Here is a 24,739-nt window from a genome sequence, read left to right as displayed (position 1 = left end):
CGGCCCATGATGAAGTATCTATGTCTACAAAATACATATACCGGTAAAAACGACAGGGATATTCCATTTAGTCTTAAAATACAAACGATTAACAGATGAAATTTAACATAAAAAATATATCCAAGTTCTCACTTGCTTTTTTAATGATTGGCGGCACCTTAAGTAGCTGTACCAAGAATTTTGAGGACTATAACAAAAATAATATTGGCGTTACGGATGAGGATTTAAAAGGTGATGGACAGGATCTTGTGATTTTCTTACGGAATGCACAGATGTCTATCTATAATTTCTCAGGCGCAGGGGATCCGAACTCTTATCAGGTACAACAAAATCTGAACGCAGACGTATTTTCAGGCTTCTTTATGTCTCCTACACCTTTCAATAGCGGGCAGAACAACCTGAATTATGCCATGGTTAACGGATGGAATGGAGAACCATTTAAGGTGTTATACCTTAACGTCATCAAATCCATTGAAAAACTAAAAAGCAATGGACTTGCAGAAACCTATCCAGCACTATGGGGTTCGGCATTGGTCATCAAAGTAGAAGCGGCCAGCCGGGTTACGGACATCTATGGCCCTATCCCATATAGTAAAGTCGGCACCTCCAATACCGTTCCATACGACAAACAATCGGATGTATACGCTGCCTTCTTCAAAGAACTTGATGAGGCCGTAGCGGCCTTAAAATCGTACAAAGCGGATAGTCCAATGGCGGCTAAAATCGACCAGATCGATCTTGTATTTCCAAATACAGATAATCAGGTCAGATTTAAAAATTGGTTAAAAGTTGCCAATTCATTGCGCCTTCGCTTAGCGATGCGTTTGGTTAAAATCGATGCAGCTTTAGCAAAAACACAAGCTGAAAAAGCATTGGACCCTGCCAATGGTGGAGTCTTGGAAAGCAATAGCGAAAATTTCAAGATCACTGTACCAGCAGATGGAACCTACAGCAATCCGCTTTGGTTTATTTCTAAAAACTGGGCCGATACACGTATCAATGCGACACTTACATCTTATATGACGGGATTGAACGACCCACGTATCTCCAAATACATGGCACCTGTCATTAAAGATGCTACCACAACAGCTTTCGCTGGTAAATATATCGGAATCCGTGCTGGTGCTGAGGGTATCGAAAAGGATAAATACCAAAAGCTTTCAGCCCTGAATACCGAGGGTACAACACCGACTTTCGTAGCGACAACGGCACCGATATTAATGACTGCAGCTGAGGTTTACTTCCTTCGTGCGGAAGCAGCTTTGAGAGGTTGGAACAATGCAGGTGGAACAGCCCAGTCATTGTACGAAAAGGGGGTGGAAACTTCCTTTACCCAATGGGGTGTAACATCGGGTCTAAGCACTTACCTAAATGACAACACAAGTAAAGCAGCAGCTTACGAGGATCCGTTCAACGCGAAGAATAACGCAGTTTCCCCAAGTGCGCTGACCATCAAATGGAATGAAGGTGCTACCAACGAAGAAAAATTGGAACGTATCATTACACAAAAATGGCTGGCGATCTTCCCTGAAGGACAAGAGGCCTGGAGTGAATTCCGCCGCACAGGATATCCACGTTTATTCCCAGTTGTTGTCAACAATAGCGGTGGACTGATCGATACTAAAATACAGATCCGTCGTTTACCGTTCCCACAAAATGAATACAATACAAATGCAGCTGAAGTACAATCTGCTATCTCCTTGTTGGGCGGACCCGACAACGGCGGTACCAGACTTTGGTGGGATGTAAATAAGGGTAATTTCTAATCGAGAAATGATCCGAAATAAATCTTAAACGGGGCTGTCCAAAACAATTGGACAGCCCCGTTTTTATATAATTTTTATACCCTATTCAACGCAAGCTTTCAATGTAGGAAAGCAGGTCGTTGATCCAGCGGGAATACTAATATAAAAATCCGAATAACCATAGCGGAATCTTTGCGCCAAAACCTGTTTCTATACCATCTGCCGCAATCAGATAACGATCCGCATTTCGAACCTGCTGACTACCTTTATTTTTACCGCCCACTTCGATATGAACCTGCTCGACTAAAAAGTCGCCAGTCTGAGGTTCGGATACTTCCAGCCCTGCATGAAGCAATTGATTCAATAAAAAAGTTTCCCGTATATTTCCTTGGTTTGGATCTGGGTGAATTGCATAAGAAAGGTTGGTATTTTCCAAGAAAAGTTTGTCCGGCTTTTGTAGCCGCGATACGCCTTTCCCTTGTGCGGATAAAAGATTTAAGAGTCCTGCGTCCTTCAATTGATAGATGTATTCTAATATGCGATCTCTAGAGAGACCCATTTTGGCTGCTAAGGCGGAAATATTAGGCTTAAAAGGAGCGGATTCTGCTATTACTGCTAATAAGCGTTTTACTTTCACGGCCGTACCAGCATTGTAAGATGCAATGTAAGCAAGATCAATATCAACGACCGCATCTATAATTTGCTCTAGTTTAGGCAAATATTCGTTTTCACCTTCGGTAAATATAGGCAGATAACCCGATCGCAGATACTTTGCAAATAGTGGCAGCGGTCTTATAGAGGAAGTAATATTCACACTGATCTCGCGATGTTGCTTTTGAATGTCTTCAAATGTTATCGGAGAGAATGAGGCCACTCCCGAGAACTGGAGATATTCTCTTAAAGAAAGTCCTGCCAATGTATAGCTCACCACTCGCCTGCTTAGATCGGCTTGACCACGATAGATGTCTAAAGCCGATGATGCCGAAAATATAACGCGCATACCGGGAATCCCATCATAAATATTTTTGAGTTCCCTGGACCAGTTAGGATACTTATGTACTTCATCAATAAGAAGGAGTTGCCCGCCCTGTTGAAACCAATCCATTGCGGTGTCTAATAAACTATGGTTGTAAAACCAGGTGTGATCAGCGGTAATATAGAGACTTTTATCTTTTAATGCGCCCAGGTCATATTTCATATGCTGCAATAAAATCGTCGTCTTACCTGCCCCACGCGCCCCTTTGATCCCTATCATCCGTTGATTCCAGTTAATTTTTTCATGAAGGTATCTCCTGAAATCATTGTTGATGCCCTGCAAAAGAATATCTTGAAAATTGATCAAAGTTTCCATATCGTTGTTTCTATATTACAAAAATAACTAAATTTTGTTGTTTTAAAACTACATTTTTACTAACATATTGTTGTTTCAAACCTACATTTTTACTAACATATTGTTGTTTCAAACCTACAATCCAATGAAAATTATGCGCAATAGAATTCAAAATCAAATTTCTCTTGACAAAAACTTAATGGAAATCCTTTGTAGCAAAGACCAAGAATTACCCGTTTGATTAATAAAACCAAGACGAACATTATGAAAAATCTTTCCATTTTGGGTATGACTACCCTCTTAGCCTGCAGCATGCTATTTGTTGTTTGTAAATCGGAGTCACATTTAGAAAATCCCTACAAGGACAAAACAGAAAAGGAACTTGAGTCGCTTTCCAATGAGAAGTACAGCAAAATCGTTGCCTTTGCTAGCCCAAAATCATGTACTGACGCTACGGAATGGGAAATGATAGAAATGCAGACAGTATGTGGGACAAGTTACCTTCCCTATCACAAATCCCTTGACAAAACAACCTTGCAAAATATGATCAATGACAACAACCGGCTGATGGAAATATACCAGCCAATGATGGCGCCCAAAATAAATTGTGTACCTTATCGCAAACCATTGGGCGTAATCTGCAAAGAAGGAAAAGCAGACATTAAATACGAGTAGACAGATTACAACCATAAAAATAACAACACCTAGATTTGCCAAACATGAAAAAAATTACCTTTTTACTTCCGATTATTGGATTTATACTTTTCCTTGCTTGTTCGAAAGACAATTCTAAATCATACGAATACTGGAATGAACAAGTCAATGCAAAAGCCAAGGAACTCACCACATTGCTTCAATCTGTTCCCTGCACAAATATTGAAGAGTTTGAAATTATACAACACCCTTATTATACCTATTACCTGGTACATTCTTCACTGAAAAATCAATTCGAAAAACTGAAAGAAGAGTTAGACTATCTCGAAAGCGAGCGAAATAAAGCTGCCGAACATGAAGGCAAACTTTTCAATGATGCACAACGCTTATCAATGCCGATCCCTAATCCACCTGTGGGAAAAGTTTGTTATAATGGTAAGGCCGCACTTCGCTTTGCCTACGAATTATCGCTTGAGGAAACCAATGCCGAACTGCCCAAAAGATACAAGGAGCTGAAGGAGCTCTATAAAGACGTGCCCTGCTCGAATCCAAACGATTGGACCAGTCATTTTCTACGTTCAGGCTGCTGTATGGAAGGAATTGCAGTCCACAAAACCATTCGATCAACCGAGAGGATAGAAAAAATAGAGCTCTACAACCGTCTCATGGAAAACAAGCTGCGTTTGGAGAAAACAAAATGTGAAGGTGGCTGTCCAAATATGGCAAAACCTGTTCAATGCAAGGATGGCAAACCATTTGTAGAAGTATATAAATCGTAAAAATTAAATTTTTCGTAATTTAGCCATTCAAGAAGAATGGCTGAATTAAGTTTAATTACCCCCATAGAATACCTCAAAGGTGTAGGTCCACAAAAGGCAGATGTGCTCAAGAAAGAGTTACAGGTATTTACCATTGGTGATCTACTGACGCAATATCCTTTCCGTTATATCGATCGTACGGAGTTCCATAAAATCCGGAAACTTCATCCCGATATGATGGCCGCACAGGTCCTGGGCCGTCTGGTTTCTTTACAGCTCGTGGGCGAGAAAAGAACGAAACGGCTTGTAGGTTCTTTCAAAGATGAAACGGGCTCCATGGAACTGGTCTGGTTTCAATCCATCCCATGGCTTCAGAAATCATTGAAAGTCGGGTCGGCCTATATTATTTATGGCAAGCCGAGCGAATTCAACGGACAATTATCCATTACCCATCCCGAAATGGATCTGTATAACCCACAGGTAAAACAGATCGGCAATATGAGTTTGCAACCGGTTTATTCGTCTACAGAAAAACTCAAAAAGTTCAATCTGGATACCAAGGGAATCCAACGCTTACAGCAGACTGCATTGGAAACCGTATTTCGTAGTATTGACGAATCACTGCCGCAGGATGTACTCGCAAAACATCATCTCATTTCCAGGCAACAGGCTTTCGCATCCATCCACTTTCCAAGCGATCAAAAGGAGCTGAACCAAGCGATTAAACGCATCAAGTTTGAAGAATTATTCTTTATTCAGCTCAAATTGCTCAACAATAAGCAGCTCAACACCCAGAAATTTAGAGGCCAGCGGTTCAATAAAGTCGGCGAAAAATTCAACACGTTCTTTAATGAGCGACTTCCATTCCCGTTAACAGGAGCACAGAAGCGCGTTGTGAAGGAAATCCGTATCGATACCAATACTGGCGCGCAGATGAACCGCCTGGTGCAGGGCGATGTTGGATCCGGCAAAACAGTTGTTGCCCTGATGAGCATGCTGCTTGCCGTGGATAACGGATTCCAGGCCTGCATGATGGCGCCAACAGAAATCCTGGCGACACAGCATTATCATGGGCTAAAGCAGCTCGTGGGCGATGACATCGTCACTATCAAGCTACTTACGGGATCTACAAGCACGAAGGAACGCCGTTTGATCCACCAGGCACTGGAAGATGGCAGCCTGGACATTCTGATTGGTACACATGCCCTGATCGAGGATAAAGTACAGTTCAAAAACCTGGGTTTTGTCGTTATTGACGAACAGCACCGCTTTGGTGTGGAACAGCGGGCCAAGCTCTGGCGCAAAAATGTCATTCCGCCCCACATGCTGGTCATGACAGCAACGCCAATTCCCCGGACGCTGGCGATGACCATGTACGGTGACCTGGATATTTCCGTCATAGACGAATTACCTGCAGGACGTAAACCGATTAAGACTGTTCACTTTTTTGAAAGCTCGCGTTTAAGGATGTTTGGTTTTATGCGCGAGGAAATCGCCAAGGGCAGACAGGTTTATCTGGTATACCCCCTCATCAAGGAAAGCGAAAAACTGGATCTGATTTACCTGGAAGCAGGACTTGAGAACTTACAACGCGAATTTCCACTACCACAATACAAGATCAGTATTGTTCACGGCAAGATGCCCGTAAAAGATAAAGACTTTGAGATGCAGCGTTTTGTCAAACATGAAACGCAGATTATGGTAGCCACCACCGTTATCGAGGTGGGGGTCAATGTTCCTAATGCATCGGTGATGGTCATTGAAAATTCCGAACGTTTTGGGCTATCCCAGCTGCACCAATTGCGGGGTCGCGTAGGCCGTGGTGCCGAACAGTCTTTCTGTATCCTGATGTCGGGCAATAAGCTGAGCAAAGAAGGACGATTAAGGCTGGATACAATGGTGCGTACCAATGACGGGTTTGAGATTGCAGAAGTCGACCTACAGCTACGTGGTCCGGGCGATATATCGGGCACACAACAGTCAGGTGTTCTCGACCTTAAAATGGCGAACCTAGCCACAGATCAAGCGTTGCTCACCGAGTGCCGCAACACCGTTATCGAAATCTTCAAAGAAGACCCCACGCTCCAAAGCGAAAAGAATCATTTGCTCCGAAGCTTCCTCGCAAGAAAATCAGATGGTATCGCCTGGGACAAGATTTCTTAACAGTATGTCATTTTCGAAATAAAAAATGGGGCCAACAAATAAATCGTTAACTTGTTTAAGTGAATAAACAGAGCACATCGGAATCTAAAGGCCGCTCGTCAACATAAATAGGATACGAATTGTTGTTAATTAGCTCCTGAAGACAATTTATCTTTTTTGTATATAAAACCAAATTTATTTACTTTTGCATCATTATGAACATGATATAGACACATATCCCTTCTTTTACTAGGCAAAAGATGGCGACCGAACGCTTACATATTTTGAGTTGCCCTGGTAAGCAAATCACAGGAAATTTATTGGTTAATGAAGAATTATGTCATAATCGGCATCAGTCTTGTGTGGTGTACAAAAGCATAAATTCTTAAATTTACCTTCTCAGACAAAAACCGGGCTTACGAGCTCATTGAAAATAATTAAAAGGTGAACGTATAACAAGCGATAGGCGAGAGCTCAGATTTATTTCATAGCGTAATGACCTACCGACTTCACTTGAAAGACTTAATAATACAAAATGGCCAGAATTAAAATACACGATACAGCAATAAAACCCGAAACAGCCGTCTTGGTGAGTGTTATTACCCCAAGCGTGACGGAGACAAAAGCAAAGGAATATTTGGAGGAACTTGAATTTTTAGTGCAGACTGCCGGTGGTGAGACCAAAGGCATGTTTACACAGAAACTGGGTTTCCCGGACCGTGCTACCTTTGTCGGTAGCGGAAAGCTGGAAGAAATAAAAGCCTACGTCGAAGCAGAGGAAATCGACATCGTTGTTTTCGACGATGAACTTTCACCTTCGCAGTTGCGTAATATTGAAAAAGAACTGAAACGCAAGATATTGGACCGCTCCAATCTGATCCTGGATATCTTTGCCCGACATGCAAAAACTGCACAGGCAAAGACACAGGTTGAATTGGCACAGCTGCAATACCTTTTACCTCGTCTGACCCGTATGTGGACCCACTTGGAACGTCAGCGCGGGGGTATTGGTATGCGCGGACCGGGTGAGTCACAGATCGAGACCGATAGACGGATCATCTTGGACAAGATCTCCTTGTTCAAGGAACGCCTAAAAGCAATCGACAAGCAAAATGAGACGCAGCGCAAAAACCGTGGCGAGATGATCCGTGTAGCCTTGGTCGGCTATACAAACGTTGGAAAATCGACGATCATGAATATGATCTCCAAGTCTGACGTTTTGATCGAGAATAAACTTTTCGCAACACTGGATACAACAGTTCGCAAAGTTGTCATTGACAACCTCCCATTCCTACTTTCAGATACAGTTGGTTTTATCCGCAAACTACCTCACCATTTGGTAGAATGTTTCAAATCCACACTGGATGAAGTTAGAGAAGCAGACGTACTGATCCATGTGGTAGACATATCACACCCTAACTTTGAGGATCATATCCAGGCGGTAAACGAAACATTAAAGGATATCAAAGCGTTGGACAAACCAGTAATTACAGTATTCAATAAAATTGACCTTTATAAACCCGCGATTGAAGAAGGACACGATGGCGAGGAAATCGAGGTAACATTGGAGGATTTCCGTAATTCCTGGATGGCAAAAAATTCAGACCCAGCGATCTTCCTGTCAGCAACAAATAAAACGAATATCGAAGAGTTCAAACAAAAACTTTACGATATCATTGTGAAGATGCACAATGAACGTTACCCATACAATAATTTATTGTATTAATTTTGACAAACAATGATCTGAATGGACATTAAGCCCATTCAGATCTTAAAAAAATAAGAGATGAATAAAGAGGTGCAGTTTCAAGATTGGGGACTTGTCGATTACCAAGAAGCCTGGGACAGACAGGAATCCATCTTTAAGGGAGTATTGGACATTAAGCACGACAATAGGGTCAACGCAAGAGCAACCAGTACCCCCAATTACTTGATCTTTACAGCACACCCCCACGTTTACACCTTAGGTAAAAGCGGTCACGAGGAATACTTGCTGTTAGATGAAAAAGGACTTGAAGAGAAAGAGGCCAAATTCTATAAGATCAACCGGGGCGGGGACATTACCTACCATGGCCCGGGGCAGATTGTCGGTTATCCGATCCTGGATCTCGACAACTTCTTTACGGATATACACCTTTATCTGCGCACATTGGAAGAAGCAATAATATTGACTTGTGCAGATTACGGCATCGAAGCTGGAAGATATCCCGGATTTACCGGCGTATGGATAGAGCCCGATAAACCGACAGCACGCAAGATCTGTGCAATGGGGGTACGCGCTTCACGCTGGGTGACCATGCATGGTTTTGCATTCAATGTCAACACAGACCTCGACTATTTCGCCAATATCATTCCCTGCGGTATCGACGATAAAGATGTAACGTCTTTAAAGCGGGAACTCGGCAAAGAAGTCGATCTGGAAGACGTGAAAGAAAAATTGAAAGGCCATATTGCAAAGCTCTTTGAGATGCAAGTCGTCTAATTTGAATATCTCCTTAAAACTTAAGGGCCTTTGGAAGCGGAGTTTAACGCTCATTCCAAAGGCCCTTATTTTTTGAAAATGCTTATTTTTACTGGCTAGTAAATTCGGTGCTAAACATCACAAAAGAAGGAAATTTTCAAAGGCGGTGACGTCCTTACTTAAACCCGACACAATTTATAAATATTAACAATAATACATGCACTCGTAGCTGGCCAGTTTCCCATCGACAAATCTGAAAATAAATAACCCTGCATCGCCATTTTGAATATAGTAAGTATGTGGCGTTGAAATCCAATCTGCTGAAAGCAGTTCACCAAAGTGGTTTACAAAGTCTTTTTCTGCATAATTGGCATCCATCCGCTCCTTGCCCATGACAATGCTTTCGCCATCACTAAAAAACAGCCTATACAGCGTACCGACCACCTTTCCCTTATAATTTTCTTCGAAGGCAACGATTATATTTGGCGATTTATAATAATACTGCGGTTCCCAGCCACATTCAGGCATATCGGGGATTTCGGAAACCCGTTGTAAAGCCAGTTGCTTCATCTGCGCGTCCATGATCTGACCGTCAAAAAGAGACACCCCTTTCCACTCGAAATGGAAGTTTAAGGCCTTCAGTTTCTTTGCGTAAACTTCCGGCTTAAGCTCATTTTGGAATTTATCGGCCAATAACAGTTCAAAATCGATATCAACTTTGGGATCTACTACTCCTGCTTTATCGTAAGATTCCTTCCAATAGGTAAGCGCTTGTTTTAATTTGGGATACTTGGTCCAGCCTATTTCACGCAGACGGCCGGCCTGAACCAACTCTTTCTCCTGATCCTTTCCTTTTACGGCCAAATATTCTTTAAGAACCATGTCATAGGTCAACTCAGCACCCAAAAATTTCATCTGAATGTACTCCGGATTTTCATGAAAGTGGTCCCCAATGTAGACCCATCCATCTGTATAGAGCGGCACATAGTCTATACATACCATTTCATTGAGCCCTGCCCTACGCACAGCGATACTTGTTGTATTGGGCGCCTTACGCACGCGCAATTGCGCCACCTGTACATAGAAATGTGGGCATTGAGAACCCGCTGTTCCACGATAAAAATATTGCTGTGGTTCTCCGGCAGACCTTTTCCCATACATAGCACTTTTCAGAGGTTGACGGTCTATAAAACCAATATCCCCATTACTCACCTGCACCTTATACTGTGTATCGGTGGAGTCCAATAAATATACAGGTGCCTCTGTCGGAAAAACCCCCAAAAGATCCTTATTATTCCCCCCTTCACGGTAAAGGTGCCCCCATGTTGAGGTATAAGAAGGGCGCTGGCCCGCTGGCTGTGCAATCGCCTGATGCACAAAACAAGCTAAAAGCAAACAGCATATCACAAATACTTTTTTCGACATAAAATTAATTCTTTGAATACATGAAGCTGACGAATGTAATTAGATCAGCGGACAGGCAATGTTCCTTTTACAAATAAACAGAAGCCTTCCCAGAAGCCGGTTAAACAAACAGCTTTTCAATAACGAAATTAAAACAAAAAAGAGGCCAATGAAATCACCGGAATCAGGTATTTTTATTATAACCCGCCTGTGCGGCATGCTATTCATTTGTAAACTAACAAAATAGTTTTCGTATCTTTGTAAGTAGAGTATAAAGTTTGACCGCTAGAATTAAAAAGGCAAGATTATGACAACAACAGTATTTTCATTTGAATATTCTTCTAGTTCTTCGGAACGAAAAAAAATAATTGCTGTTCTGAAGGCTCTTGGCGTGAAAAATGTCTCTATTCAGGAAAAAGAGCTCCCATCAGATCTATCACAATTGATCGAGGAAGGGAGAAATGACTTAAAGGAGGGGAAGACAAAAACTGTAACAGCCAAGAATATATGGGACAGTATCAAATAGAACTCTCAGTAAAAGCACAGAAAGATCTTCTTCAAATAAAGAAGCGAGGAAGCAAAATCGATATGAGTAAGGTCGTAAAACTCCTCGAAGAATTAGAGAACCATCCGAGGGAAGGAACCGGCCTCCCTAAACCGCTACGAAATAATGGCGATGCAGAAATATGGAGTAGACGACTGAACCAAAAAGATCGAATCATTTATGAAATAATTGATTCTAAAATCTTAGTATTAGTTTTCAGCTTTATCGGTCATTATAATGATAAGTAAAGGTCGTTATCCACATCGATCTTTTAAAAATATTTAAACTTAAATCTATATTACTGACTTGTGCCGTATCTGCGGTGATGTGGCCCCCATATCAATTCAGAAAAATCTGTAGTAGTTGATTAACTAAAAAACCGAGTCATTTACAAAATACTTTTTACGCAATACCCTTCCATGGAATTGAGGCTACTTTTTGTTTAATAAACTCACCTGACCTTCCAATGAGAGGATTGTCTTTTCTTGTGCTTTGACCGTTTGCTCTAAGGCATTGACCAACTGCTTATAAATCCCGAGGCCTTCGGCAGTGGCAGGAGCTGCTTCGACAGGCGGTGCACTTACCTCCACTTTCTCATCCTTCCGCATCATAGTTCCTTCGCCCATCAACAACCATGCGGGACTAATATCGGGATGTCTGGACAATATAGCAACCATAGCATCCGAACTGAGCGCAGTATTCTTCTGCCCACCCTTAAAGTTTGCGTAGGAAAGTTCCACATCTTTGAAAAATTCGGTTTTACTAATGCCTTTGGTTTCAGCGATCAGCAGCACACGTTCCTTTACATTCACTTTTGTCCGTTTTTAAAAATGTTTGTGCTTTATTTATTTCTTAACGAATCAAGCTCACGTTCTAATGAAGACAATAATCTCTCCAAAGACATAATTGTCTTCTCTTGAGATTTTATAGTTACATTCTGAGAGGCAACAACTTGTTTTAATGTATAAATAACAGAATTGGTAATCCCCTCTAATTCTGGCGTTAGATAAGTTTCCTCCTCCTCTTTTGCTACAGGAACAGGTTTTAACATCTCGCCTTCACCCTTTAAAAGCCACTCAGATGAATATTGAGGATATTTTTCAACAAGGCTGATTAACCATTTAGATTGAATATCCGTACCATTGGCCAATGCACGCGTAAAAACACCCTTGCTCGCTCCAATAGTTGCCTCAAATGCCGATACGCTCATCCCCTCCCTATCCGCAACAATCTTAATTCTCTTCAAAACAGAACTCATTACCGAAAATTTTAATAAAAAATATTTGTTTTACCGAAAAATAGTTCTTAATTTAGTCCTAACGAAGACAATTATAAACTATTTTACTAATCAAAAAACATATGAAACCGACAAGGCTTTAGATCAGTGCACGGATCAGTATTTGCCCTAATAGCAGTTTCATCAACTAAAAAATATAATCTGATGAAAAATACGCAAAAGAAACTAAAAGCGAAACATTTTCGCTATTTAACCCAAGAACACATCGACGATCCGATGAAATATCTCATTGAGTTCTTTGAAAGCGAAACACATATAAGCGATTGGTTAGCGGACCTAAATACGCTAATTAACGCGGCTTCAAACGCAAAGATGAACCAACCGCGTTCCTCTACGGGATATCTCACTAGAAAACTAATTGAACAGGTGGAATTGGCGTATGTCATTTTTAGGAAATGTAAACTAAAAACAATAGAACATCCCTTGAAGTTCAACAGAGGTGCTTCAGACTACTGGAATCATATATTATCAACAGACCCCTGGGCAAGTAATATTGATACAGCAGCAGACAGCATTAGCCGTTTTTTTTCTTACGAGTCTTTACAACAATGGTACAGCATTCTTGATGATTTATGGATAAGTTTAGGAGACAGAGATAACGGCTTTTTAGGCAACAACGGCCATGAAATACTTGCTGTAAAAGAATGCTTACTTCGTCTGGCGACTTCTCTCGGAAAGATCTATGAAAATAAAAAACTTCCAGGCACTGTTATAGAAAATCAAGAAGACATTGCAAATGAGCAGCGCCAAGCCCAGCAGTCTTTGGACGAAACAGAAGACGAAATACTTCACCCCAAAAAAAGCATCATATTACCCGACTGGCTTGCTTCCCAACCTTATTCCGTCTCAGCATTAAAAGATTTCTTTGATAGAGACGATCTAAATGGCTGGCGAGAAGACATCCGATATTGGTACCAAACGGTCATTGACGAAAAAAAATTCTGGTCTGCGGACCATGAAAATAGTAAATTTTCGGGGGCAAATCTACTCTTTAATTACGCCTGTCTTTACTCCCTATTAGAAATGTTATCCAATAAATCTGAGGAATCCCCTATTCTTCCAATCGGCATGGACGATTCATTTTCGATATTGCCCGAATGCCAATCAGTTTTGATTAGGCATGCAAAAGAGGAGATTATACTTTATTATGTATCGAATGAAGAACTAGACGATCCTTTGTCAGCACTATTGGCAACAGTTAAAACATACGATCAGCAAGAATGGAATGAAATCTTGTATGAATGGATCAACTATGGCCTCGCCAAAAACCGATATACCGGTGCCTATGCAGATTACAGTACACGAATTTACCAGACTATGATCAAAATAATAGAACTCGCCTATTTAACAGCTTTTTCTGAAGAGATAGAATCTCTCAATCAAAAACAAACAACTCTTCTAGAAACAGAAATATAACCTCCATTTATCAACCCATATTATGAATACCGATATTAACCCTATTATCGAGGCAATCCTTCGTGCCGTTGCTGTCGATGAAATCTACCAATGGACTTTTGACCACGATGGTAAAAAGTATCTGATGCTACAGGTCAATCTTACGTCAAATGCCGGAATTCGTTTTTCCGACGCAAACAGTCTGATAAACAAAACTATCGGCTCCTATCCAAATGTATTTATCAATGTGAACTTCACGCATGAGATACAGCAAAAATTAGATCAAGGTTTAGGTCGAGCTTATCTTATTTGCCAACCTGAAAACCGCATTTATCAAAATCCTGTGCAAGATATACCCCTTGTCTTACCAAATAATAAAAGTGACGAAGTCATCGAAAAAACACGGACATATATCGAAAAGGAAAAGAGCAAGATTCGATCTTTTGTAGATGGATACAATTTCTATTTCGAGCATAAAAATTATGCACACGCAGCATTTATGCTACATCAAACTTTAGAACTTGCATTTCGAACGGCAGAAAATATCCTCGTCGTTGAGGATAAAAAGTCCCATTCGCTAAAAAATCATATAAACTATCTCAAAACTTTCGACGATCGGCTCGGCAAGCTGGCAGACAACAACGAAAACAAACATGCTTTGGAGAAAATCAACAAGGCTTACATTGACTATCGATATCAATTTGACTATTTTATAGATGAAGCAGTATTAGAAACAGGCTATCAAATTTCTATAAACACATTAAACTGGATCAACGATTATTCCAATCTTTTATTCCAAGAAATTAAGTCTAAACTTAATCCAATCCCAGCTGCAAGCAACAAAGTTGAAAATTGCAAAAACAACAATGAAATATACAAACAAAGCTATTGCAACACCAATTATCGGGACCTCATTTTAAATGCCATAGAGTGCAATTGCACCCCTGCGCTGGTAGTATGTTTCGGTTATGATTCTGATCATCACAAATATCATAATGCGCTCCAAAGGGCAAAAAATGATTGCATCACACATGGTTATTATATTTTGGTCGTTTATGATATTTTAAGCGCCGAAATCAATAATCTAACGCAGCTCATAACGGATTTGCTCCCCAACAATGTATCGCTCACGCTGGCCCTGGAAAACTCCGCAGCTTTCACCAAACAGCTTTCAAAGGGCCATCCCTTTTTCCTTTCGCTCCTAAAAGCGGGCGACGTCTGGTTTCAGAATTCATCAATAGCCAATATCGATCGGGAAGGCATCGTTGCGCCACGGCTAGATCTTGAGTATGTACGTCAACAATGGAAGACGCGGTATAACAATGCACGTTGCTTATATTACGCCTTTGAAGAGGGGCAGTCGTTTGGTGTAGAAGCAGCATATTACACCCTTTCACAAGTGTTGGAACAAATTTGTCTGGGCGTGATTAACACGATACTCCAATACAAACCGCAACGAGTCAACCTTACTTTTCTGATAAAACTCTGCAAATTAATCGTGCCTGATGCCTATGCCATATTCTGCCTTGACCATGAGGATCACTTTGCTGCTTTTAAGAATATTACGGAAGCGCAGCAGGAATTTAGGTATAATGTAAATTATAAAGGAGATCCACTAACAATTATAGAATTGCAACAACGCACAAAAACATTTATAGAAAGATGTAACCATGAGATGGAAAATTACTTTGGAAAAATAGCAAGTTTAAATAATAACATAGGGATAGTGTAATCAACTTTTTGCGCATTTTTAATAACAAAAAAATAAATATATTTTTGCGCAATCAATTTCGCTTTTGAGCCCGCTATTATTTATACATTAATTATGAACACTAATTTCCTTCATACCACTAATTCCGAATATAATACAATCATTAATGAAATAGTAAATATTGTTTCGCCTCTTGCTGTGATTCATTATGGGCGATGGATATTTTCGAACAAAAAATCTCAAAAAAATCCATCTATAGACACTAATGACATTTTAAATCTGTTAGTAATACTTGATGCAAAAGATACGCAAAGCAATGAAGGCAACTTAATTAGTAGAATCGAGAACAGTCTTCTTCGGATAAAGAAATCATCAGTTTTAGTTCATAGTATTGATTTCGTCAATGAGGGATTATCTTGGGGGCAGGATTTCTTTATTGATATAATGGAGCGAGGAAAGATAATATATCAATCTGATATATTTCTAATAACGACTTACTTTAAAATAAACCCCCAGTCGAAAATACAAAGAGTAAAAGATGTTTTCAATAATTTTCATATCAAAGGTTCTCAATTTCTACATCTAGCCAATATTACATATCTCTCAAAGGACCTCCATGTTAGTATATTTCTATTACATCAAGCCACCGAATTATTGATGAGAAGCATATTGGTAACACATACGCGTTACGACCCAAAGACCCATAACCTATCGCAATTAGCCCGATATTGCCGTCATATTACTCCTCAAATAGATAAGATATTCTTTAGGAAAGGAAAAAACCAACAACAAGCCATTTCGGACTTTCGTTCTCTGCAAGACAGCTACGTCTTAGCACGATACGAATTAGGTTATCACATCAATAAAAAATTGGTCAGGACACTATTAACTAAGGTGAAAAAATTAGAACAACTAAGCACATTATTAGAAATACGACTACTGGAAAAACTAGCTAAATAATTTTATTCACCCAATAAACCCTCTAAAATTATCTTTTGAGATTACCTGAACATCTGCGCTATAACGCTTCTACAAAATTTGAAGGTATTTTTGCTTTCGCCTTACAATTCCAATTAAATTCGTAACCAGTTATTTTACCATCCGTTTCTTCTACATAATCGATTTCTTGCTTAGTCCGCCAAAAGTATTTGTTTACAAAACGCCGGCTATAACGGTTGTTTTTTAAGCGTTCACCAAAAGTAATGCTTTACGGTGAACAAACTCACCAAAAAGCATTACTTTTGGTGAATACACAGTTTATAAAACTTTGGTATAAAATTAAATATTTACTTTAAATATGATTGAATCCACAGAAATCCATCAGTTGAAGCCTTAAGGAATTCACCAAACCATGTATCGAAAAATGTAACAAGGAAATGGAAAGCTATTTTGAGAAAATTTCTAACCACAGCTGGCCGAACAAGCTGAATAGAAAGCCTATTATAAAGTAATAAATCCAATTATAATTATGCCAAATAATTTGTAAATAATCGGAATTATTCCGATTACTATATAAATATTTAACAAAGCGGCTTAAGCAAGGGCGCGAATATCTTTAATCTCCAATATGTTCTTAACACCATCGCTTTCCACGGCATGTATCATGGCGCGTCCGACTTCATGTAGGGAAAGTACTGCTGAAGGGGCAAAAAACTTGATGATTTTGGCAACAAAAGCAAAGGGATTGGCATGCTTTTGCCCCGCAACGGTTGTCATTGCTCCCGGTCTAAAGTTATACTCCTTTTTGAACGGCAACTTTGCCAGTTCATTCTCAGTCTTTCCTTTCACTCTTGCCCACATGACCTTGCCTTGCTCCGTGCTATCGGTACTCCCTCCTGAGACATAAATAAAGCTGATGGCTGGATTAATCTCCAACAGGGACTTTGCAAAAGCCATTGTCGTATCATAAGTAATATAACGGTACTTGTCTTCTTTCATCCCTACCGAACTGACACCAGCACAATAAAAACAGGCATCATAGCCCACAATTGCATCTCTAAATCCAGCAAGTTTAGTAAAATCTTCTACCAAAAGTTCCTTCAATTTAGGATGTTGAATAGCCGCAGTACGACGCGAAATGCTCAGCACAGCTGTTACCTTATCGTTTTGGAGGCATTCCAATAAAACGCCTTCGCCAACCATTCCGGTGGCTCCTGTTATAATTACTTTCATATTTTATCGCTGCCACCTCGGAGGCTTTAGTTCTATCAGTTATTATCGTTTCCACTAAGTCATTATATCCGCCGCAATCGCTCTTCTTCCAGATCCAGCTGATATAACTGCGAGCGCACAAGTCCTTCGTCAATGGTTGACTCGCAGTTTAGCTTTTGAAGGTACTCTCGCTGCACATCCAAAAGCTCCATAAATATCTCTTTCGTTTTTTCGTTCATCCAGGAATCATCTGCCGCATTTACCTTTTCCTCCCAATGTTTGAAAATTCGGTCCATTACATCACGGTTATGCAGTTCTTTTTCATGTTTATCTTTTAGAAACTGGTAAACATGGTTTTTCAGTCCCTGTTTCATGCGACGGCGAACCTGCTCTTCGGGTTCCTCTTCAAAGGTTTCAAATAGTTTTGTCCGTTTGATCAAGTAAGGTAGCGTAAGCCCTTGCACCAAGAGTGTGGACAGAATCACCACAAAGGTGATAAATAGGATCAGGTTTCGCTGCGGAATGGCCACGCCGTTCATGACTACAGGAATAGAAAGTGCTGCTGCGAGTGACACCACTCCCCGCATGCCGGTCCAGCCCAGTAATAGGGGCATTAGAAAACGTTGTTTGGGTGACCGTGACCGTGGGGCGACAGTAGGACGGAAAATTAGCGTAGCAATCATAGCTGCATACGAACTGATGATACGGGCAAGAATCAATACTGCTGTTACCAAAAGACCGTATCCTATTGCTTCCCGCAGCGAAGTACCATTGGTACGCAAACCGTCAACAATTTCTGGAAGATCTAATCCGATAATAAAAAATACAATACCGTTTAGAATAAATACAAAACTTTCCCAGACACTTAACCCACGCACCCGACTCGTGCTATTGAGAAATGTCAACCGCTGACCGGACATCAGGAGACCGCCTGCAACAACAGCCAATACACCTGAACTATGAAACTGTTCTGCGATCCAATACATAAAGTAAGGTTCGATCAAGGTAAGGGCGATGTCCGATGGCGCATCTGTCGGTAGACGTTTATGTGCCTGAATAAAGAACCACCCCAATAAGAGGCCAATCCCTACCCCGCCGACAAGCATCCAGATAAAGGATACCGCAGCTTGTCCCCATACAAATTGCCCTGTCCCCACAGCGATAAGGGCAAAACGGACAATGATCAATGAAGATGCATCATTTAATAGGCTTTCGCCTTCCAGGATAGCTGAAGTTGTTTTGGGAACTTTTACAAATTTCATAATTGCTCCCGTACTGACAGCATCCGGTGGCGACACAATACCCCCAAGCAGAAAACCTAGCGCAAGTGTAAATCCGGGGATATAATAATTGGCTACCACCGCAACGGAAAGCGCAGTAAAAAACACGACTAAAAAGGCAAAACTCCCGATTATACGCCACCATTTCTTCATCTCCTTAAACGAAATAGACCAGGAAGCCTCGCAAAGCAACGGTGGTAAAAAAATGAGGAAGATGACATCTGGGTCGATCGTAACTACAGGCAAAGTGGGAATAAAACTGATTAATAGACCCGCCAGGACCAAGAGAATGGGATAGGCTACCCTAAGTTTGGTTGCCCACATTTCGATCAATACGATGATCGCGATCATCGCGATAAATAAAGGAAACAAGCTATGCATACTATTTCACAATTTATGGTCCTGAGATATCCTTTTCTCATTGTAAATATCTCAAATGGAAATTAAAAAATTCATGATCATCCTATTTTTTTTCTGTACCCCTGTTTTGACAACACTCTGTACCTAAACAGCATCCTGTACCCTTCTTAAATTAGCAAAAAGATTTATCCTTATGGCGACAACTGCAAATCACCCCTATCTGATCAGACAAGCCAGTCTTTCTGATTTAGCGCTTATCAAAGAAATGCTCAACAAAAAACAGATAGATACAGCCACTATAGGCATGCCATTTATGGTACTCGATCACTGCAATCAATTAACAGCGTTTTCGTCCGTAACAATCTGTAAAAAGAACCGTTTATCGATCGAAATTACCTACAGTGATCCGATTGCGGATACGCTTTCAAAATTATTCTTGGACAAAGCACAATTCTTCTTCGAGCACCAGTTGATGGATATGTTTGGATCGGAAGAATCGCTCCGAAAAGGAGTCCATCGATATAACAACTGGTTAAATCAAAACAGAAACAGTAAATTAGCATAAGGATGGAACAGCAACTGTTATATAAGAAAATAGCCAATATTGTCGAGAATCAGATAAAAAATGGATCTTTGGCCTACGGAGACCGTTTGCCTTCTGTCCGAAGTGCCCAAAAATTATACAATGTAAGTTTAAATACAGCGAAAAGCGCCTATATGGAACTGGAAAGCAGATCACTAATTGAATCGCGTCCAAAATCAGGCTTTTTCGTTAGCCGGTCTGGGCTTCGCCGAATGGCTATTCCTTCCATTTCCACATTTAAAATCGACGAAAAGAAACAGGATCCTGCTGCATTGATCGATAAAGTATTCCATTCATTGGAAGACAAAGAAATTACGCGTTTTTCACTTGGTCTACCCGACCCTTCTTTGCTCCCGATTCAAAAACTAAATCGATGCATTGTAGACTCGGTTCATGAATTGCATGATTATGGGGATCAGTACGGACAGGTGCAGGGAAGTCCCAGCTTACGGAAAGAAATCGCAAAATGGTCGCTCGTACTCGAAGGAAAAATTAGTGACGATGACCTCATTATCACATCTGGTGCCATGAATGCCATCTACAGCTGCCTCCGTGCTGTTACGAAGCCTGGCGACACCATAGCTGTGGAAAGCCCTCTTTATTTTGGTTTTATTCAGGCGTTTCAACTGCTGGGCCTCAAAACCATCGAGATTCCGACCCATCCTATTACAGGCATTGAACTGGATGCGCTAAAAAAGGTCATTCACAAAATTGACGTCTGCTGTTTTGTTTCCAACTTTAGCAATCCGTTGGGTGCACTCATGCCCGAAGAACATAAAAGAGAGCTGGTCAAACTGCTCGCCCATCACCATATTCCATTGATCGAAGATGACTTGTATGGGAATATCTATTTCGGTTCGTCACGCCCCAAACCCTGCAAATATTTTGATGAGGAGGGACTGGTGATGTGGTGTGGATCATTTACCAAAGTATTGGCGCCAAGTTTTCGGCTCGGATGGGTTGAGCCCGGGCGATACAAGGATAAGATCCTAAAACAAAAACTCATACAAACGATTTCACAGCCGGCTATTTACCAGGAGGCCGTTTCCAAATTCCTCCAAATCGGCAGATACGACCATCATCTTAATAGCTTCCGAAAAAAACTGTACAGCAATTATGTCAATTTCAGAAATAGCATTGAGGCCCATTTCCCTGAAAACACCAAAATGTCCCAGCCTGAGGGCGGATTTGTACTTTGGCTGGAACTGGACCCCAAAATTGACTCGACTGTACTCTATGATTACGCCCTCAAACAAAAATTGAGCTTTGCCCCGGGAAGAATGTTTACGCAGCATGACCAGTTCAAGAACTGTATACGGCTCAATTATGCGGTAAACTGGAACGAAAAGACCGCTCAGGATCTGATGCGCCTTGGACGATTTTTCAAAGCTGTATTGTGAAAAAATCAACTCCAGTCTATTTCATTATCAACAGGCTGAATAGGTGGTGGGATGCCTTTAGAGACTTCTTTCGGAAAAATAACTCTTTTCCCATCACGGATCAGCATGGCATCAAACACTTCTCCGGTCATCAATGTGCTATCGTTGGACAAGAATTGGTCAGTGCCATCAGGGCTTGTCAGCCATGATCTAACCGTAACCAAACAAAGGACCACAGCATTTTCACTGCCTTGGAGCGGAAAAAATATAGAACGGTCCTCCCGGGGATGATCGCTCAATAGCTCAAGATCTTTGCTGGCATGGATAACCATATCATTCTGCTCATTGACCTGAATTACGATACAGTACATTTTGATCAAGAGTTTAACCAATCTTTCCTGAACATTCCTGAAATGATGTAAGCTCCGCAATGAAATCCGCATTTCAAGACTATTTTTTTCTTCATTAAACTCCGCCACCGGTGCATTCATAAAGAACCTTCCCAAACTTGTCTTTAAAGAAAATCGAAATCCTTTCAATGGGGATACATCTCCATACCCCAATCGGAGACTCCCCAAATCATGTATCCTATCATCGCGTACTGCTTTATACAAAGCACCCTGCAGCCGGATATAGGTAGAGCGATTGCAAGCCATTCGCTGGATCACTTTAAGCATATCGTACAAGCGGCTAGACAACCTGTTATTGTACGCAAAATCACAACCAGCCAGCTTGCTATACTCACTCACACTGTAATCACTGCGATGCTTTCTTTTTGGTTTCCCGGAAAAACTGGACATATATTTATCCTATTGGTTATATTTAAAAATACAACAATAATTCAATTTATACAACAAAACTCCCCTCAAGTCCCCTAAACTCCCTTCGAGTCCCCTCAAGTCCCCACATCATTCGACAACGCTTCGCAACCGCTCCGGAACAGGCTCGGGACTGGGTCTGGTCTACTTCGGCACTTGTTCGGCTAAGCTACGGCTGATGCTCGGCAACGAGGCGAACAAGAGTCGAACAGTAGCCAACGGAGAGGCGAAGCAATCTCCTACCTGTACATAAGGAATACCGAAGAATTACCGAACGCTGCCCGAAACTTTACCGAGCGGGCTTAACATAGTAAATCCTACCTTAGTAGTGCTTTAGCTGTACTATAATACACCAAGGGCGCCTTGTGGGCGCCCTTTGAACTAAAAACGGAGTAAATTTACTTCGCAGAGAGAAAAGAATCTTTGTTAACGAATAGTTTCAAAGAATTTTTTAGTCTTGTTATAGGCAAACACACCGGTAATAGCGATCATCAGCCATAGAAAGTCGACTACAAAAATATCCTGCTGTCCATTGCGAAATGTATCCCAAATCCAGTTACCGGTCATAAAACCATTGACAATCGGAACTAAAAATGCCAATATACTTCCGACCAGCAATGTTTCCCGATTGGTTCTTCGAATGCTTCTCCGGACAGTATAATAGAGTGAGAATACAAGCCAGCTATAAAAATATACCCGGTATATAAAGTCCTGATTGACCTCTGAACTCAATTTAATAGCAATGAAAGTCAAGGCTGTGACAGGCAGCATCGTCAGACATATCGAGGTGAAGATATTGGCTGCCCAGAAATTGAATTTTCGTTTTCGTGGAATTACGTTGTTTTTGTCACGTGCCACTAGCCAGATTAAAATACCCGAAATAATGACCAAACAGCCCATAATCCCTAAAATAAAGTACACCGTCTTGAGCGGATAGCCGCCATAGTCGCCATAGTGCAGGCGATATAAGAGGCTCCGCACACCATCGGCATAAGTTCCATCACTGAGCGGAGATTTCTCAACGACAACCCTATTATCTGCGACTTTAATGGACAGCACGCCTGATCCCGCAAAGCTTTTGTTGAAATGTGGCTCCAGTTCCATGACAATATGCATATTGGAATCCGCATAATTTTTGATCGTGATCCGCGTAAAATCTGCATCAGGCCATTTATATTTCGCTAGATCCAAAAATGGAGCAATTTTTACGTCTGTATTTAAGGGCTTATAAGTGTACGGGAAATCTGTTGCGGCAGTAACACCTATATCCTGATACATTTTTTGCTGATCACCTTCATAAAGCAATTTGCTTAGGGGCAAAGCGAGTACAGCATTGATAATCAAAAACGTACCTGTCACAGCAAAAATAAATTGAAATGGGAAACCGATAACTCCCAAAGCGGTGTGCATATCGGTCCATACCGTCTTCCATTTATTGAAGGGTCTGAACACGAAGAAATTTGAGACGATCTTGTCCCAATGAAGCAATAATCCTGTAATAAGAGCAAATAGGAAAATAAAAGCAGTAATTCCTGCAATAAGATAACCAAATGGGGCTATTCCTACCCGTATTGGCACCTGATTGAGCTGCGCCAGAAAATGTAAACGAAACAAGAATTCTCCCATGTCGTAATTCTGCACATAGTCTCCTGGCTTTTTATTTGCAAAATTGTAGGTAAAGTTTTTCGAGTCATCATCGCCGCCTCTTCTGCGGCTGTTCTTTTTTGCCGTTTTCTGCTCTGGCGTTATCTTGGCCAGATTTTCCTTATTTAAAATACTATCATTAGATGCACTCAGACCTACGTAAGCCGCGGTCTCTTCCCGGTGCATATAAAAGGTGATATCACGTCCATGCAAATTCGTTTGCCCCTTGAGCGAATCAAGCAATCTATCCAAGTTTTTATGGTCTTCACGATAGATCTTATAAGAAGTATTATTCTGCCAAGCAGCGATTTCATTCCTGAAAAATGCAAATGAACCCGCAAAAAATATCACATAGAGAATAGCACATATAATAATGCCGCTAATGGTATGTGTATTGAAGTAGATATTATAATTTCGGATATTCATGATCAATTACATTTTGAAGAAATAAGGCAGTGAGAAAATTGCTGCCAGGAGCAAATATATCCCCCATATTTTCCACCCGTTTTTTGCAAGGAAAGCGAGCAATAGCAGTACTGCCCATAACAGATAACCGGTGAAGCACGCCGTAATGACAACATCCTTTTTCTCAAAAATATGTGTGACCAAGACATGGAAGGCCAGCATAACCACATAACCGCCGATAAATCCGGCTGTAATTTTCAGGAACCGCTGAAAGGGCGTACTGAGGTATTTTTTATTGGCAGGCATAGACTATCGGTTAGGAAATCAATAATTCGACACAAAGGCTAAATACATACAAGCCCAAAATCGGGTATAACTTAAAATAGCGATAAGGACTTAATAATACCACGAGGCTCATCATGCACATGAAATAGGCAAAAAACGCAAAAAAACCGGCTCCAAAACCTTGCAGATAAAGTATGGCCCCGAATGGAAAAAGCAGCATCACAATGCTCAATGTGCGCACAAACATAGTTTGTGCGCACATTTTTTCAAGCCATTGTGGTCTAGGGCCAAACTTCACTTTCTTACTTGTGTTGTAAAAAAGATAGGCTCCCATGAGTATAACGATTAACAGTGTACTATACATCGATTCTATAATTTATCTGGATCGGTCCT

The 24,739-nt window shown here is 40.9% G+C and carries 23 protein-coding genes; 13 read left to right on the top strand and 10 right to left on the bottom strand.

Annotation, left to right across the window (positions count from 1 at the left end):
* The first annotated feature begins 95 nt into the window (after positions 1–95).
* Positions 96–1,766 carry a RagB/SusD family nutrient uptake outer membrane protein gene (locus tag B3C94_RS06525; RefSeq protein WP_293900806.1) on the top strand — a complete coding sequence of 557 codons (1,671 nt, stop codon included), beginning with the start codon at positions 96–98 and terminating at the stop codon, positions 1,764–1,766.
* Positions 1,767–1,902: 136 nt separating this feature from the next.
* On the opposite strand, the gene B3C94_RS06520 is transcribed toward B3C94_RS06525, so the two are convergent.
* The gene (locus B3C94_RS06520; RefSeq protein ID WP_293900803.1) at positions 1,903–3,096 is read right to left on the bottom strand and encodes an ATP-binding protein; all 1,194 of its coding nucleotides are present in this window, start codon (positions 3,094–3,096) and stop codon (positions 1,903–1,905) included.
* 243 nt (positions 3,097–3,339) lie between these two features.
* Here B3C94_RS06520 and B3C94_RS06515 point away from each other — a divergent pair, with 243 nt between their 5' ends.
* The 5 genes from B3C94_RS06515 (at position 3,340) to lipB (ending at position 9,111) form a co-directional block, all read left to right on the top strand.
* Positions 3,340–3,750: a hypothetical protein gene (locus B3C94_RS06515; RefSeq protein WP_293900800.1), complete on the top strand. Its 411-nt coding sequence runs from the start codon at positions 3,340–3,342 to the stop codon at positions 3,748–3,750.
* Positions 3,751–3,794: 44 nt separating this feature from the next.
* Positions 3,795–4,508 (top strand): hypothetical protein, encoded by a 714-nt coding sequence (locus B3C94_RS06510; protein ID WP_293900797.1) that lies wholly within the window; start codon positions 3,795–3,797, stop codon positions 4,506–4,508.
* 36 nt (positions 4,509–4,544) lie between these two features.
* Positions 4,545–6,650 carry an ATP-dependent DNA helicase RecG gene (recG, locus tag B3C94_RS06505; RefSeq protein WP_293900794.1) on the top strand — a complete coding sequence of 702 codons (2,106 nt, stop codon included), beginning with the start codon at positions 4,545–4,547 and terminating at the stop codon, positions 6,648–6,650.
* 514 nt (positions 6,651–7,164) lie between these two features.
* Positions 7,165–8,355, top strand: a complete 1,191-nt coding sequence (gene hflX, locus B3C94_RS06500; RefSeq protein WP_293900791.1) for a GTPase HflX — start codon at positions 7,165–7,167, stop codon at positions 8,353–8,355.
* Positions 8,356–8,415: 60 nt separating this feature from the next.
* Positions 8,416–9,111, top strand: a complete 696-nt coding sequence (gene lipB, locus B3C94_RS06495) for a lipoyl(octanoyl) transferase LipB (RefSeq protein WP_293900788.1) — start codon at positions 8,416–8,418, stop codon at positions 9,109–9,111.
* A 183-nt stretch (positions 9,112–9,294) separates the two neighbouring features.
* Here lipB and B3C94_RS06490 read toward each other — a convergent pair whose 3' ends face one another.
* On the bottom strand, positions 9,295–10,515 hold the full coding sequence (locus tag B3C94_RS06490; RefSeq protein ID WP_293900785.1) for a hypothetical protein: 1,221 nt from the start codon (positions 10,513–10,515) through the stop codon (positions 9,295–9,297).
* Between the two features lie 286 nt (positions 10,516–10,801).
* On the opposite strand from B3C94_RS06490, the gene B3C94_RS06485 reads away from it, so the two are divergent.
* Positions 10,802–11,020, top strand: coding sequence for a hypothetical protein (locus tag B3C94_RS06485; RefSeq protein ID WP_182982259.1), 219 nt, complete (start codon positions 10,802–10,804; stop codon positions 11,018–11,020).
* Positions 11,002–11,286 carry a Txe/YoeB family addiction module toxin gene (locus tag B3C94_RS06480; protein ID WP_293900780.1) on the top strand — a complete coding sequence of 95 codons (285 nt, stop codon included), beginning with the start codon at positions 11,002–11,004 and terminating at the stop codon, positions 11,284–11,286. The genes B3C94_RS06485 and B3C94_RS06480 overlap by 19 nt, the downstream gene beginning before the upstream one ends.
* A gap of 183 nt (positions 11,287–11,469) precedes the next feature.
* Here the strand turns inward: B3C94_RS06480 and B3C94_RS06475 are convergent, their stop codons facing one another.
* On the bottom strand, positions 11,470–11,850 hold the full coding sequence (locus tag B3C94_RS06475) for a hypothetical protein (RefSeq protein WP_293900777.1): 381 nt from the start codon (positions 11,848–11,850) through the stop codon (positions 11,470–11,472).
* A gap of 29 nt (positions 11,851–11,879) precedes the next feature.
* Positions 11,880–12,296 carry a hypothetical protein gene (locus tag B3C94_RS06470; protein ID WP_293900775.1) on the bottom strand — a complete coding sequence of 139 codons (417 nt, stop codon included), beginning with the start codon at positions 12,294–12,296 and terminating at the stop codon, positions 11,880–11,882.
* Between the two features lie 183 nt (positions 12,297–12,479).
* Here B3C94_RS06470 and B3C94_RS06465 point away from each other — a divergent pair, with 183 nt between their 5' ends.
* From B3C94_RS06465 to B3C94_RS06455, 3 genes are all read left to right on the top strand, one after another.
* Entirely contained in the window at positions 12,480–13,751 is a 1,272-nt protein-coding gene (locus B3C94_RS06465) for a hypothetical protein (RefSeq protein ID WP_293900772.1), read from the top strand.
* Positions 13,752–13,773: 22 nt separating this feature from the next.
* Positions 13,774–15,462 (top strand): HEPN domain-containing protein, encoded by a 1,689-nt coding sequence (locus B3C94_RS06460; protein ID WP_293900769.1) that lies wholly within the window; start codon positions 13,774–13,776, stop codon positions 15,460–15,462.
* 93 nt (positions 15,463–15,555) lie between these two features.
* Positions 15,556–16,401, top strand: coding sequence for a HEPN domain-containing protein (locus B3C94_RS06455; RefSeq protein ID WP_293900767.1), 846 nt, complete (start codon positions 15,556–15,558; stop codon positions 16,399–16,401).
* A gap of 573 nt (positions 16,402–16,974) precedes the next feature.
* On the opposite strand, the gene B3C94_RS06450 is transcribed toward B3C94_RS06455, so the two are convergent.
* Positions 16,975–17,613 (bottom strand): NAD-dependent epimerase/dehydratase family protein, encoded by a 639-nt coding sequence (locus tag B3C94_RS06450; RefSeq protein ID WP_293900764.1) that lies wholly within the window; start codon positions 17,611–17,613, stop codon positions 16,975–16,977.
* Between the two features lie 62 nt (positions 17,614–17,675).
* Positions 17,676–19,253 carry a Na+/H+ antiporter gene (locus tag B3C94_RS06445; protein WP_293900761.1) on the bottom strand — a complete coding sequence of 526 codons (1,578 nt, stop codon included), beginning with the start codon at positions 19,251–19,253 and terminating at the stop codon, positions 17,676–17,678.
* Between the two features lie 172 nt (positions 19,254–19,425).
* On the opposite strand from B3C94_RS06445, the gene B3C94_RS06440 reads away from it, so the two are divergent.
* Positions 19,426–19,797 carry a hypothetical protein gene (locus B3C94_RS06440; RefSeq protein ID WP_293900758.1) on the top strand — a complete coding sequence of 124 codons (372 nt, stop codon included), beginning with the start codon at positions 19,426–19,428 and terminating at the stop codon, positions 19,795–19,797.
* A gap of 2 nt (positions 19,798–19,799) precedes the next feature.
* The gene (locus B3C94_RS06435) at positions 19,800–21,215 is read left to right on the top strand and encodes a PLP-dependent aminotransferase family protein (RefSeq protein ID WP_293900755.1); all 1,416 of its coding nucleotides are present in this window, start codon (positions 19,800–19,802) and stop codon (positions 21,213–21,215) included.
* A gap of 5 nt (positions 21,216–21,220) precedes the next feature.
* Here the strand turns inward: B3C94_RS06435 and B3C94_RS06430 are convergent, their stop codons facing one another.
* The 4 genes from B3C94_RS06430 to B3C94_RS06415 all read right to left on the bottom strand — a co-directional run bounded on the left by B3C94_RS06430 (position 21,221) and on the right by B3C94_RS06415 (position 24,710).
* The gene (locus B3C94_RS06430) at positions 21,221–21,994 is read right to left on the bottom strand and encodes a hypothetical protein (protein WP_293900752.1); all 774 of its coding nucleotides are present in this window, start codon (positions 21,992–21,994) and stop codon (positions 21,221–21,223) included.
* 444 nt (positions 21,995–22,438) lie between these two features.
* Positions 22,439–24,082, bottom strand: a complete 1,644-nt coding sequence (locus B3C94_RS06425) for a PepSY-associated TM helix domain-containing protein (protein ID WP_293900749.1) — start codon at positions 24,080–24,082, stop codon at positions 22,439–22,441.
* A 6-nt stretch (positions 24,083–24,088) separates the two neighbouring features.
* Positions 24,089–24,367: a hypothetical protein gene (locus B3C94_RS06420; RefSeq protein ID WP_293900746.1), complete on the bottom strand. Its 279-nt coding sequence runs from the start codon at positions 24,365–24,367 to the stop codon at positions 24,089–24,091.
* A 10-nt stretch (positions 24,368–24,377) separates the two neighbouring features.
* Positions 24,378–24,710 (bottom strand): hypothetical protein, encoded by a 333-nt coding sequence (locus B3C94_RS06415; protein WP_293900743.1) that lies wholly within the window; start codon positions 24,708–24,710, stop codon positions 24,378–24,380.
* Between the last annotated feature and the right edge of the window lie 29 nt (positions 24,711–24,739).

It is taken from the genome of Sphingobacterium sp. UBA5670 (genome assembly GCF_002420705.1).
Classification (GTDB): Bacteria; Bacteroidota; Bacteroidia; order Sphingobacteriales; family Sphingobacteriaceae; genus Sphingobacterium.
The sequence above is the reverse complement of the archived record's forward strand: the minus strand, read 5'-3'. Positions and strand labels throughout refer to the sequence as shown.